The organism is Catenulispora pinistramenti, assembly GCF_018274385.1.
Lineage (GTDB): Bacteria > Actinomycetota > Actinomycetes > Streptomycetales > Catenulisporaceae > Catenulispora > Catenulispora pinistramenti.
On the sequence record NZ_JAAFYZ010000132.1, the window covers coordinates 17,272 to 29,166 of the forward strand.

Here is an 11,895-nt window from a genome sequence, read left to right on the forward strand (position 1 = left end):
GTGGACCTGAGCTTCAGCACAGCCGAGGAGGAGTTCCGGGCGACGGTGCGGACCTGGCTGGCCGCCCACCTGCCGGCCGAGCCGCTGCCGTCGATGGACACCGCCGAGGGCTTCGAGGCGCACCGCCGCTGGGAACTCGAGTTGTTCCAGGAGCGCTGTTCGGTGGTGTCGTGGCCGGCCGAATACGGCGGTCGCGGCGCGTCGATCACCGAGTGGCTGATCTTCGAGGAGGAGTACTGGGCCGCCGGCGCCCCGGGACGCGTGTCGCAGAACGGGATCAACCTGCTGGCCCCGTCGATCCTGGACCACGGGAGCGCCGCGCAGAAGGCCCGGTTCCTGCCCGCGATGGCCTCCGGCGAGCAGATCTGGGCGCAGGTGTGGTCCGAGCCGGAGGCCGGTTCGGACCTGGCATCGCTGCGTTCCACGGCGGTGCGGGCGCCGTCGGACGACGGATGGCTGCTGTCGGGACAGAAGACGTGGTCCTCGCGTGCGACGTTCGCGGACTGGGGCTTCGGCCTGTTCCGCAGCGACCCGGCGGCCGAGCGTCATCAAGGACTGACGTACTTCCTGTTCCCGTTGACCGCACCGGGAATCACCGTACGCCCGATCCCGCAGTTCGACGGCGAGCCGGGCTTCGCAGAACTCTTCTTCGACGCGGTGTACGTGCCCGACGCGGACGTGCTCGGCGGCGTCGGCGAGGGCTGGAAGGTGACGATGGCCACCGCCGGCAAGGAGCGCGGACTCTACCTGCGCTCGCCGGGGCGGTTCCTGGCCACGGCCGCACGGCTGGTGTCGTTGTGGCAGGCGGCGGGCCGGCCGGCCGAGTTCCGCGACCGGGTCGCGGACGCATGGATCGGCGCGCGGGCCTACCGGCTGGCGACCTTCGAGACCGCGGCGCGGATCGCGGACGGCGGCACGCTGGGGGCCGAGACGAGCGTGAACAAGCTGTTCTGGTCGGAGCTGGACCTGGCGATGCACGAGACGGCGCTGGATCTGCTGGGCCCGGACGCGGAGCGGCTGGACTCGGCCTGGATGGCCGGCTACTTGTTCGCGCTCGCCGGACCGATCTACGCCGGGACGAATGAGGTGCAACGGAATGTGGTGGCCGAGCGGGTACTCGGGTTGCCGAGGGGGGCTCGGTGACAGGGGTGCCGCGCGGCGGGATTCTGATGTCCGGTACCGCTTGTGGTCAGGCGCGAGCTGAGGAGGCGACGCTGTGAGGTTCGCACTGACCGAGGAGCAACGCGACTTCCGTGATGCGGTCGACTCCTTGTTGCGCGACGCGAACGGCGTTGCCGCGGCGCGCGCCTGGGCGGCGGGTGACACCAAGCCGGGGCTGGAGATCTGGCGCGGACTGGCGGCCATCGGCGTGCACTCGCTGGCCGGGGAGTACCCGGTCGAGCTGTGTGCCGCCATGGAGCGCATCGGCTACCACGCGGCTCCCGGCCCCTATCCGGAATCCCTCGCGGTCGCGACCGCGCTCCCCGAGTGGCGGCCACGCATCGCCGCCGGGGCGATCGTGACCGCCGCCGTGCCGCCGGTCTCGCCCTACGCGCCGAATGCCGATATGGCAGAGGCCTGTTTCCCCGCCGCCGAGTCGCAGCCCGTCGCCTCGCTGGACCCCACCCGAACGCTCTTCCGCGTCGCCGAGCAGCCCCAGCCCGCGCCCGCGCCCGCCGAGCTAATCCTCGACACCGCCGCGCTCCTCACCGCCGCGCAGCTCCTGGGCCTGGGGCGTGCGGCCCTCGATATGACCGTCGCCTACACCAAGCAGCGCGTTCAGTACGGCCGCGCGATCGGCGAGTACCAGGCCGTCAAGCACCGCCTCGCCGATGCGCACACCGGCCTGGAGTTCGCCCGGCCCCTCGTCTTCGCCGCCGCGCTCAGCGCCGACCCGCGCGATGTCTCCGCGGCGAAGGCCGCCGCGAGCGAGGCCGCCTACCGTGCGGCGCGGGCTGCGCTCCAGCTCCATGGCGCCATCGGCTACACCGACGAGTACGACCTGTCCGTCTACTTCAAGAAGATCCGGTCGCTGCACTCCGCCTGGGGCGGCCCCGCCTTCCACCGCGATCGGCTGCTCCGGCACCTCGGGGAGCTTTGACCCGGCATCCGTGATTCCCGGGACTTATGGGATTCACACAGGCCAGGGGCGCTATTCGGTGGCTTCTCCGGCGGCGGTCCGCACCGTCCCAAGATCGCCGCGGGTAGGGTGAGTACCGCCCAAGAGTGGGGTTACCCCCATCGCCCCGACCCGCGCCGCCGAGCCACCATCTACTCATGACCTTCGACGCCACCCCGCCCCGCGCCCCGATCGGCGCCCTGCGGATGAGCAGCCTCGCCATGGCCGGCGTGATCGTGGCCGTGAGCGTGCCGGTCGCCGTCGCCACGATGGGGATGTCCACCCGGGTCACCGACCAGCAGGCGCAGGTCGCGATCCAGGCCGCGGGACCGATCACGCGGGTCGTCGTGGACGACTCCGAGAGCGACGTCCAGATCTCCGGCGATCCGGCGGCCACCGGCGTGGACGGGCAGGCCGTCGTGCAGTGGAAGGGCAAGGGCGGGAAGCGGGCGGCGCTGCGGCAGAGTGTCGCCGGCGGGGTGCTGACGCTCACCAAGGACTGCTCCGACGGCGGGTGCGGGCCGATCGACATCACACTGACGGTGCCCGCGTCCGTCTCGGTACAGGCCACCACCTCCAATGGGCAGATCGTGCTCAACGGGGTGGGCGGCGCCGCCGTGCTGACGACGAGCAACGGCGGGATCGAGGCCGACGGACTGGGGTCGGCGAACTGCTCCTTCAAGACGACGAACGGCGGCATCGACGCCTCGTTCCGGGGCGCGCCGTCCCGGATCACCGCCGGCACCACCAACGCCGACGTGCACATCACCACCGACGGCAGCACCGCGTACTACGACGCGGTCCACGTCACCAACGGCACACAGCAGCTGTCCAACGTGCGGGACCGCATGTCGGCGAACGAGATCGACGTGACCACCACCAACGGCGACGTGACCATCAGTTAGGGCCCTGACATGACTTCCGAACCCACCCCGACCCGCCGCCCGATCACGACCGTCCGGATCAGCACCGTCGCCCTGCTCGGCATCGTCGCCGCGATCGCGGTCCCGGCCGGCGCCACCGCGCTCGTGGTGTCCGGCTCCGTGACCGAGAAGACCGAGCAGGTGGACATCAACCAGGCCGGCCCGGTCGAGAAGATCGTGGTGTCCGACACCGACAGCTCGGTGCACATCACCGGCAGCGCCGCGGTTCCCGGCGTGACCGGGCACGCCACGTTGCAATGGGGCGAGTTGGGCGGCGACAGCCATCCGGTATCCCTCGGCCAGAGTCTCGCGAACGGCGTGCTGACTCTGTCAAAGGTCTGCGACAACGGCGAGTGCGGCACCGCGGACATCGACATCCAGGTACCGTCGTCCGTTTCGGTGCAGGTGGTGACCACCAATGGCGGTGTCCAGGTAAGCAACGTGTCCGGGTCCGTGAACCTGAAGACCACGAACGGCGGCATCACCGCGGACCGGCTCGGCGGCGGCGACACGTACCTGAAGACCACGAACGCCCCGATCAAGGCCGCCTTCGTCGGCGGCCCGAAGAACATCACGGCGCTGACCACCAACTCGCCGGTCGACATCACCACCGACGGTCGCACCAGCTACTTCGACGACGTCCAGACCACCAACGGCGACCCGAATCTGGAAGACGGCTCGGACCGCCACTCCCCGAACCTGATCACGGTGCGGACCACCAACTCCCCCGTCACGGTCAAGTAGCGCTCAGGCGCTCACCGCGAGAGCGGCCCGCACCGCGGAGAACACCGCGGCGCGGGTCTTAGCGGCGGTCGGATGCGGCATGTTCAGGAAGCCGTGGAACATCCCCTCCACCGGAAGGTGCTCCACGGCGACCCCGGCCGCGGCGAGCCTGGCGGCGTAGGCATCGCCTTCGTCCCGCAGCGGATCGTGCTCCGCGGTGACGACGCAGGCCCGCGGCAGACCACTGAGATCCGGCGCATTGATCGGCGACATGTAGGGATCGGCGACGTCGGCACCCTGCACGTACTGCTCGTGGAACCAGGCCATGTGCTTCGCGGTGAGGAAGAACCCGGTCGCGTTCTCCTCCCGCGACGGGTAGCCGTCCTCGCGGATGTCCACGGACGGATAGATCAGCAGTTGGAGCGCGATCGCAGGACTCGGACTTCCCTGCGCGGCGCGATCTCGTGCCATCAACGACACCACCGCCGCGAAGTTGCCGCCGGAGCTGTCCCCGGCTACGGCGAGGCGGGCCGGGTCCACTCGCAGTTCGGCGGCGTGCGAGCTGACCCAGCTCGTGACGGCGTAGGCGTCGTTCAGGCCACCCGGGTAAGGCGTCTCCGGCGCGAGCCGGTACTCCACCGAGACCACTGTCGCTCCCGTGGAGTGCGCGAGGTCCCGACAGAAGTTGTCGTAGACGGCGATGTCGCAGATCGAGAAGCCGCCGCCGTGGAAGAACACGACGACAGGTGTCACCGCGTCGTGATCAGCATCCTGATCCGCGACCGGGCGGTAGATCCGGACCGGGATCTCCGGAGCGCCTTCGGGCCCCGGGACCGTCCGGTCCACGACCGACGGAAGTTCCACCAGGATCGGCAATTCCGGTGCGCGGGCAAGGATTTCGCGGGCCTGGACCGCGTCGGTGACCGTCTCGCCGAGGTCGGGGAAGACCGCCGTGAGCACGTCGACAATGGCACGGGCGCTTGGATCGAGCGTCATCGGGTCTCGTCCTTCTTCCGGAAATGCGGGATCACGTGGGCTCCCCACTGGCGGATGGTCTCCAGCGCGGCGTCATGCGGGACGGTACCCATCTGGATCAGACAGATCACCTCGTCGACGCCGATCCGGGCGAGTTGTCCGACGTACTCGACGGCGCGGGACGCGGTGCCGTAGGCGTGGTCCACGTTGTAGGTGCCGGTGGAGCTGGGACGGACCGGGATGTTCGCCTCGTGCAGCTTGGCGACGACCGCTTCCCGCTCCAGCTTGAGCACGGCCGCGTTGTCGTCGTCCGCGGTGTCCTCGGACGGCTCCGGGCCGCCGCCGTACCAGTGCAGGATCGACTCGGCGAAGAAGCGCTGACCGCGCGCGCCGATCCGGAACGCCTCGGCGCCGTCGTCGGCCACGATCGTCGGGCACAGCGCGGCGAAGTGGTCGTTGCGGACGGCCGAGACGAACCGTTCGCCGGTACGCTCGGCCAGCGCCGCGTCGTACACCCGCCGCATCGCCGAGATCTCCTCGGCGCCGGCGAACCCCAGGACCAGCGCGCCGACGCCGTAGTCGGCGGCGGTGCGCAGGGTCTCAGCCTTCGAGCACGCCATGAACAGCGGCGGGTGCGGGGTCTGGACCGGACGGGGCAGCACCTGGCCGGGGCCGATGTCGAGCAATCCGTGCCACTGGAACTGCTCGGCGGTCCAGCAGTTTCCGATGATCCGTAAGGCTTCTTCGACCTGTTCGTAGGTCGAGGCGGGGTCCACACCGCACATCGCCATCTCCTGCCGGGTCGCCCCGCGTCCGGCGCCGAGGTCGAGACGGCCGCCGGACAGGACGTCGAGCATCGCGGCCCGTTCGGCGACCCGGATCGGGTGGCCGTAGCCGAACGGCAGGCAGACGACGCCGTGGCCGAGGCGGATGCGGCTGGTCTTGGCGGCGACGTGGGCCAGGAAGACGTCGGGGGCGGACATGTGGGCGTAGCGGAGCAGCGAATGGTGCTCGACGGCCCAGATCCGGTCGAAGCCGGCGGCCTCGGCGGCCACGGCCTGCTCGACGCAGTCGGCCAGGGTCTCGCGCTCGCGCTGTGGCGTGGGGTCGGCGAGTTGGGCTTCGAAGATCACGGAGAACTGCACGGGCGCCTCCCGCGGTTGGTATTTCTATTAGAAACACACTGCGTGGCGCATGGAATCTCAGGCCGTGCGAGGTGTCAAGGGCCGCCGGGGCCTGCACTACTCTTGCTGAAATGGGCCCTCAATCAGCTCGATCAGCTGGATCAGCTCAGTCCCGGGACGAACCGGCGGGCGCCGGCGGCGGTGCCGGTGCCGGTGCCGGTGCCGACGGCGCTCCCACCGACGACCCGAAGCTGCCGGCGACCAGCTGGGCGGTGCTCGGCATGCTGTCGTTCGAGCAGGAGCTGTCCGGCTACGACATCAAGAAGTGGGCCGACTGGTCGCTGAAGCTCTTCTACTGGTCGCCGTCGTTCAGCCAGATCTACAGCGAGCTCAAGCGGCTGGAGAAGCACGGGTACGTGACCTCGCGGACCGTGATGCAGGACGATGTGCGCGGCAAGCGCGTATACGCGATCACCGACACCGGGCGCGAGGCGGTGCGGAACTGGTCCCGGACGGCGCCGGTGGAGGCGCCGGTGCTGAAGCACGGGGTGCTCCTGCGGGTCTGGCTGGGACACCTGACGGAACCGGAGCGGCTGCACGAGATCGTGGCCGAGCACCGTGACAACTCCGAGCGGCGGCGGGCCGAGGCCGCGGTGGATGCGGACGCCGCGCACGGCGAGACGGCTTGGGCGTATCCGGAGCTCGCACTGAAGTGGGCCGAGCGGTATCACGCGGCGGAGCGCGATCTCGCTGAGCAGATGCTGCGCGATCTGGACGAGTTGGCGGCTTCGGGGCGGGCTACCGAGCCGGTGCCGTTGCCGCCGGATTCGCCTTCCTTGGCGCCTCGGCTGCCGGGGGTGCCAAGCACCGAATAGTGTCCATGATTCGGAATGATATTGCCCACCATGCGGGCACCGGTGGACACTCGAAGCATGGCTAACGTGCACGAGGTCATCGACGCCAAACTGCGCACGTTCATCGAGGCGCAGCCCCTGTTCTTCGTCGCGACCGCCCCACTGGCCGCCGACGGACACGTCAACCTCTCCCCCAAGGGCACGCTCGGCTCACTGGCCGTCCTCGGCCCGGACCGGCTGGCGTACCTGGACCTGACCGGCAGCGGCGCCGAGAGCCTGGCCCACCTGCGCGAGAACGGCCGCATCACCCTGATGTGGGTGGCATTCGAGGGGCCGCCGAACATCGTCCGCGTCCACGGCACCGGCGAGGTCCTGTGGCGCGACGACCCACGCTGGGACGAGCACATCAGCCTGTTCCCGGCCGCCGCCGACCCCGGCGCCCGCGCGATCGTCCTGGTGCGGGCGACACGAATCAGCGACTCGTGCGGCTACGCGGTGCCGTTCATGGAGTACAAGGGGGACCGGCGGCTGCTCGCGGAGTACTTCGGGCGACGGGATGAGGAGTTCCACGTGGACTATGTGGCGCGGAAGAACGCGACGAGTATCGACGGGCTGCCGGCCGTCCCGGTCGAAACGCTGCGGTCCCAACTGACCTCGGGACAGCAGGCGTAGCGGCGCTCTGGCGACTTGCCGCGAAGACGGCTACGGTCCGCGCCATGCGCTTCGACCCCGAACAGGAAGAACTCCGGCGGACGGTGCGGACGCTGCTGGAGCGGGTCGCCGGCGGCGACGTGTGGCGGCTGCTCGGCGAGCAGGTCGGAGCGCTTGGGCTTGCGGTTCCCGAGGAATTCGGCGGGGGCGGGTTCTCGGTGCTGGAGACGCATGTGGTGTTGGAGGAGCTTGGGGCGGCTTTGGCGGCGCCGGGGTTCTTGAGCACGACGTTGGCTGCGCAGGCGATTCTGGCGGGGGATTCGGTGCGGGCTAAGGGGGATTTGCTGCCGGGGATCGCGGCGGGTGAGACGCGGGCGGCGGTCGGGTGGGGCGGGGCGGTCGAGGCTAGTGGCGGAGGTGGCGGAGGTGGCCGAGGTAGCGGTGGCGGCTGGCGGCTGAATGGTGTGGACGGGCATGTGCTGGATGGCGGCGAGGCGGACTTGTTGGTGGTGCCGGCGCTGATGGCGAATGGCAGTGGGCTGATACAGGAGGCACGCCGGGGTCTGGCGCGCGGGTCCCAGCCGGGGCCTGGCGTCGGCTCGTCAGGTGTGGGCATGCCGGGTCTCGGCTTGCCGGGTGTCGGCTTGTTTGTGGTTGACGCCTCGGATGCCGTCGTGCGATCGGTCGAGACTGTCGATCCGGGTCGACCGCAGGCGCGTGTGGAGTTCCATCAGTCCCCCGCAACGTTGCTCAGCGCCGACGCTCCGCTCGACCGGATCCTCGACCTGGCGTGCGTCGCTGTCTCAGCCGAGCAAGTAGGTGCGGCCCAGCGTGCCTTCGATCTGACCCTCGCCTATGCGAAGCAGCGTGTGCAGTTCGGCCGCCCGATCGGTTCCTTCCAAGCGGTCAAGCATCGCCTCGCCGACATGTTCACCCTCCTGGAGTCGGCACGCTCCGCCTCCTACGCCGCCGCGTTCGCAGCTGTGTCAGGGGACGGACTCACCGTCGCCGCGTCACGCGCCAAGGCCTACTGCTCCGAGGCCTTCTCCGTCATCGCCGGTGAGGCGATCCAGCTGCACGGCGGTATCGGCATCACGTGGGAGCACCCGATCCACCTCTACTTCAAGCGTGCGCACGCCACCTCGCAGCTCTTCGGCACCCCCGCGTGGCACCGTCGGCGGTATGCGCACGCGGTCGGCCTCGCCGCCTGACGCTGAGTGTCGCGGGACGCGCAAAACCCCGAGCCCATAAGGGCTCGGGGCCTTGTCTTTAGCTCCAGCCTTAACGCTGGGTCAGGGGCTGGGACCAAGTCGGCTCAAGTCGCCTCAAGTCGGCTCTAGATCTCCGCGAGCGCCGGCTCGGCCTCGATCAGGTCCGGCAGGTCGGCGTCGCCTTCGTCGGCGGTGTAGTCGGCGGCCTGCGTCTCGTCGACGCCGTCGGCCACCTTCAGTGCCCGGAACACCAGGGTCAGCACCACGGCGACGAGCAGGTTCAGGACCAGCGCCGTGATCGCGATGTAGGAGTACAGGTGCGTGCCCGGGACCTTCGCGATCTGGTTGCCGAAGTGCTGCTGGAGGACCGTCTTGCCGTCGGCGGCGAACTTCTTCTGCTGCCAGGCGACCACGATGCCGTAGATCACGCCCGACCACAGGCCCGCGACCAGGGCCCAGCGGTGGAACCAGCGGTTGAACAGGCCTATGACGATGGCTGGGAAGGTCTGCAGGATCAGGACGCCGCCGAGGAGCTGGAAGTTGATCGCGCTGGTGGCGTCCAGGCCCAGGACGAAGATCAGGGCGCCGAACTTCACCAGGAGTGAGACCGTCTTGGAGACCTGTGCCTGTTGCTTCGGGGTGGCGTCCGGCTTGATGAAGTCCACGAAGATGTTGCGGGTGAACAGGTTCGCCGCCGCGATCGACATGATCGCCGCCGGGACCAGGGCGCCGATCGCCACGGCCGCGAAGGCGACGCCGGCGAACCAGGACGGGAACACCGCGTCGAACAGGGCCGGGACCGCGCGCTGGGCGTTGCCGCCGAGGTGGCCGGTGGGCGTGCCGTTGAAGCCGACGGCCAGGGCCATGTAGCCGAGCAGTGCGATGAAGCCCAGGACCAGCGAGTACATCGACAGGCCGGCCAGGTTCTTGCGGACCGTGTTGCGGTTCTTGGTGGACAGCACGCCGATCTGCGCGTGCGGGTACATGAACAGCGCCATCGCCGAGCCGAGCGCGAGGGTCGCGTACGGGAAGGCGTTAGCCTTGCCGTTGGCCTCGTTCAGGGACAGGAAGCCGGGTTTGGTCTTGCCCTTGGTGGTGGAGGCCAGGTGGAAGATGCCGTGCCAGCCGCCGACCACCCGGGTCGGGATGTAGATGACCGCGACGATGATGACCAGGTAGATCAGGAAGTCCTTGACGAACGCGATCACCGCCGGGGCGCGCAGGCCCGAGGTGTAGGTGAAGGCCGCCAGCACCGCGAAGGCGATGAACAGCGGCAGGTCCTTGGCGAAGGTCGAGGAGCCCTTGCCGCCGATGCCGATGACGTCCAGGCAGGCCTGGATGCCGACCAGCTGCAGCGCGATGTAGGGCATCGTCGCCACCACGCCGACGATGGCCACGCCCAGGCCCAGGCTCTTGGAGCCGTAGCGGCCGCGGGCGAAGTCGGCCGGGGTGACGTAGCCGTGCTTGCGCGAGACCGACCACAGCCGGGGCAGGAAGAGGAAGACCAGCGGCCACACGATGATCGTGTAGGGCACCGCGAAGAAGCCGAAGGCGCCGGCGGTCAGGGCGGCCGGGACCGCGACGAAGGTGTAGGCGGTGTAGAGGTCGCCGCCGAGCAGGAACCAGGTGACCCAGCCACCGAAGCTGCGGCCGCCCAGGCCCCATTCCTCCAGGTGGTTGGCGTCGCGCGCCCTGCGCCAGCGGGCCGCCAGGAAGCCGAGTACGGAGACCAGCAGGAAGAAGAAGACGACGACGAACAGCTCGGTCTTGTTGACGCCGTGCGAGCCGACGTTCGGGGTCGGGACGCTCGATGCGCTCAGCGGGCGGGTCATTCCGCGTCCCCTTCCTCGGCGGTGTCACCTTCGGTGCCTGCGGCGCCTGCGGTCCCGTCGGTGCCTGCGGTGCCGTCCGTCTCGGAAGAAGCGGCGCCGTCGTGGCCGTCCGCCTTCGGGGCAGCCGCTACGACCGTCCCCCCGACCGCGACCGGCCGGCGCGCCAACTCCTCGCGCCGCACGACGTAGTACGCCAGCCCCATGAGCGCGGCCGTCACCGCGACCCAGAGCAGCTGCCACCAGAAGAAGAACGGGAAGCCCGCGACTTCCGGCTTGTCCTTGTCGAAGATCGGCACCCCCAACACGGCGATGAAGGGCACGATGACGCAGACCGCCGCGATGAGGCGGGCCGGCGTCACCACCGGCCCTCTAGTACTCTGCTCGCTCTCTGACATGAGACGAGACCCCTCCCGTTTACGTAGGGAAACTGCGCCGAAATCTAGTCGCCCGGTGTGTTCCCGATCACGGGTTGGTTGACAACGACTCGGTAACGGATGGTACTGGCGTCATCCGTTGATCTGCGTGAACTGTTGCAGTGCGTGTCGGAAGGCTGTCGGGGCGATACTCAGCGGCTCGGAGTAGGGATGGGACAGCCCGATCACGATGAGGATTCCCAAACCGACCATCGCGCCGAGACCCGCCAGCACGACCGTATTGCGGAGATTGGCGGTCAGCCCGACCAGCGGCGGGTAGGCGACCAGCAGCACGGCGGCGATCACCAGCGCCAGGTAGAGCAGCGAGGGCATCGAGTAGTTGACGTCCGCCGCCCGGATCAGCCGCTTGGAGTAGAGGTCGTCCAGGGCCGCGGAGACGTCGGCCCGGTCCTGCTCGTCGGCCGCGGTGGCCGGCTTGATGGCGCCGACCTCGACCCGCAGGGCGTCCAGCGTGGCGGCGGCCGTGTCCGAGGTCTGATGCCGGCCCATCGCCGGCCAGTCGTCGGCGATCACCTGGTCGGTGTACATGGACAGCCCGGCGCGCACCCGGTCCCGGTCGGCGGGCTGGAGCTTGCCGGCCAGCCAGTACGCCGTGGTCACGGAACGGGCCTCGTCATACGTGTGCTGACGGTCGGTGTTGTACGTGGACCAGGTGCTGGCGATCAGGAACGCGGTCACCAGGATGAACGAGGAAAGCAGGGCGCTGCCGACCACCGACAGGGCCTGCGGGTTGTGCGAGCCGGAGACCGCACGCTCGGAGCTGCCGAGCATCCTGGCCAGGCCGACCGCGACGATCACCCCGACGACGAGCGCGAGTATCGCCCAGAACACCATCATGGCTTGCCTCCTGTGGCCGGGCCGGTTGGTCCGCCCGCGGCCCCGCCGGCCGCGGCGGCCGCCGCGATGGTCGCCGGGACCATCAGGGCGACGAGTGTGGTCAGGCCCCAGTCGGGGCCCTGGTCCTGGCGCGCCGGGATCAGCGCCGCCTGGGCCGGGGGGATCTCAGGCTTCTTCATGGGGAGCTTGGGCGGCGGCACGATGTGGTGCAC

General features: G+C 69.6%; 13 protein-coding genes. 7 read left to right on the forward strand and 6 right to left on the reverse strand.

Translation table 11 applies throughout. From position 1 onward, the window contains the following. From KGQ19_RS30750 to KGQ19_RS30765, 4 genes are all read left to right on the forward strand, one after another. On the forward strand, positions 1-1,143 hold the full coding sequence (locus tag KGQ19_RS30750; protein WP_212015533.1) for an acyl-CoA dehydrogenase family protein: 1,143 nt from the start codon (positions 1-3) through the stop codon (positions 1,141-1,143). Between the two features lie 73 nt (positions 1,144-1,216). Beyond that, complete coding sequence (locus tag KGQ19_RS52150; RefSeq protein WP_212015542.1) at positions 1,217-2,101, forward strand: acyl-CoA dehydrogenase family protein; 885 nt, start codon at positions 1,217-1,219, stop codon at positions 2,099-2,101. Positions 2,102-2,277: 176 nt separating this feature from the next. Continuing rightward, entirely contained in the window at positions 2,278-3,024 is a 747-nt protein-coding gene (locus tag KGQ19_RS30760) for a DUF4097 family beta strand repeat-containing protein (RefSeq protein ID WP_212015544.1), read from the forward strand. Positions 3,025-3,033: 9 nt separating this feature from the next. Further along, on the forward strand, positions 3,034-3,786 hold the full coding sequence (locus KGQ19_RS30765) for a DUF4097 family beta strand repeat-containing protein (RefSeq protein ID WP_212015546.1): 753 nt from the start codon (positions 3,034-3,036) through the stop codon (positions 3,784-3,786). 3 nt (positions 3,787-3,789) lie between these two features. Here the strand turns inward: KGQ19_RS30765 and KGQ19_RS30770 are convergent, their stop codons facing one another. Continuing rightward, positions 3,790-4,761: an alpha/beta hydrolase gene (locus KGQ19_RS30770; protein ID WP_212015548.1), complete on the reverse strand. Its 972-nt coding sequence runs from the start codon at positions 4,759-4,761 to the stop codon at positions 3,790-3,792. Further along, positions 4,758-5,885, reverse strand: a complete 1,128-nt coding sequence (locus tag KGQ19_RS30775) for an LLM class flavin-dependent oxidoreductase (RefSeq protein ID WP_212015550.1) — start codon at positions 5,883-5,885, stop codon at positions 4,758-4,760. The genes KGQ19_RS30770 and KGQ19_RS30775 overlap by 4 nt, the downstream gene beginning before the upstream one ends. Before the next feature lie 110 nt (positions 5,886-5,995). Between KGQ19_RS30775 and KGQ19_RS30780 the strand changes: the two genes are divergently transcribed. From KGQ19_RS30780 to KGQ19_RS30790, 3 genes are read left to right on the forward strand one after another with little or no spacing between them, the layout of a single operon-like run. Further along, positions 5,996-6,739 carry a PadR family transcriptional regulator gene (locus KGQ19_RS30780; RefSeq protein WP_212015552.1) on the forward strand — a complete coding sequence of 248 codons (744 nt, stop codon included), beginning with the start codon at positions 5,996-5,998 and terminating at the stop codon, positions 6,737-6,739. Between the two features lie 57 nt (positions 6,740-6,796). After that, a complete protein-coding gene (locus KGQ19_RS30785) occupies positions 6,797-7,390 on the forward strand; it encodes a pyridoxamine 5'-phosphate oxidase family protein (protein ID WP_212015554.1) in 594 nt (197 codons plus the stop codon). Positions 7,391-7,434: 44 nt separating this feature from the next. Beyond that, positions 7,435-8,580 (forward strand): acyl-CoA dehydrogenase family protein, encoded by a 1,146-nt coding sequence (locus tag KGQ19_RS30790; RefSeq protein WP_212015562.1) that lies wholly within the window; start codon positions 7,435-7,437, stop codon positions 8,578-8,580. Positions 8,581-8,705: 125 nt separating this feature from the next. Here KGQ19_RS30790 and mctP read toward each other — a convergent pair whose 3' ends face one another. The 4 genes from mctP to KGQ19_RS30810 form a co-directional block, all read right to left on the reverse strand. Continuing rightward, positions 8,706-10,412, reverse strand: coding sequence for a monocarboxylate uptake permease MctP (gene mctP, locus KGQ19_RS30795; protein WP_212015571.1), 1,707 nt, complete (start codon positions 10,410-10,412; stop codon positions 8,706-8,708). Then, positions 10,409-10,807, reverse strand: coding sequence for a DUF3311 domain-containing protein (locus KGQ19_RS30800; protein ID WP_212015573.1), 399 nt, complete (start codon positions 10,805-10,807; stop codon positions 10,409-10,411). The genes mctP and KGQ19_RS30800 overlap by 4 nt, the downstream gene beginning before the upstream one ends. 111 nt (positions 10,808-10,918) lie before the next feature. Next, positions 10,919-11,683 (reverse strand): bestrophin-like domain, encoded by a 765-nt coding sequence (locus KGQ19_RS30805; RefSeq protein WP_212015575.1) that lies wholly within the window; start codon positions 11,681-11,683, stop codon positions 10,919-10,921. Then, positions 11,680-11,895, reverse strand: a 216-nt coding sequence (locus KGQ19_RS30810; RefSeq protein WP_212015577.1) for a hypothetical protein, incomplete at its 5' end; no start/stop codon positions are given. The genes KGQ19_RS30805 and KGQ19_RS30810, both read right to left, overlap by 4 nt.

Bases quoted from the DNA above. Each gene is read 5' to 3' on its own strand.
- KGQ19_RS30805 (WP_212015575.1), bottom strand. From the start codon at position 11,683: ATGATGGTGTTCTGGGCGATACTCGCGCTCGTCGTCGGGGTGATCGTC.
- KGQ19_RS30770 (WP_212015548.1), bottom strand. From the start codon at position 4,761: ATGACGCTCGATCCAAGCGCCCGTGCCATTGTCGACGTGCTCACGGCG.
- KGQ19_RS30800 (WP_212015573.1), bottom strand. From the start codon at position 10,807: ATGTCAGAGAGCGAGCAGAGTACTAGAGGGCCGGTGGTGACGCCGGCC.
- KGQ19_RS30780 (WP_212015552.1), top strand. From the start codon at position 5,996: ATGGGCCCTCAATCAGCTCGATCAGCTGGATCAGCTCAGTCCCGGGAC.
- KGQ19_RS30790 (WP_212015562.1), top strand. From the start codon at position 7,435: ATGCGCTTCGACCCCGAACAGGAAGAACTCCGGCGGACGGTGCGGACG.
- KGQ19_RS30765 (WP_212015546.1), top strand. From the start codon at position 3,034: ATGACTTCCGAACCCACCCCGACCCGCCGCCCGATCACGACCGTCCGG.
- KGQ19_RS30760 (WP_212015544.1), top strand. From the start codon at position 2,278: ATGACCTTCGACGCCACCCCGCCCCGCGCCCCGATCGGCGCCCTGCGG.
- KGQ19_RS30785 (WP_212015554.1), top strand. From the start codon at position 6,797: ATGGCTAACGTGCACGAGGTCATCGACGCCAAACTGCGCACGTTCATC.
- mctP (WP_212015571.1), bottom strand. From the start codon at position 10,412: ATGACCCGCCCGCTGAGCGCATCGAGCGTCCCGACCCCGAACGTCGGC.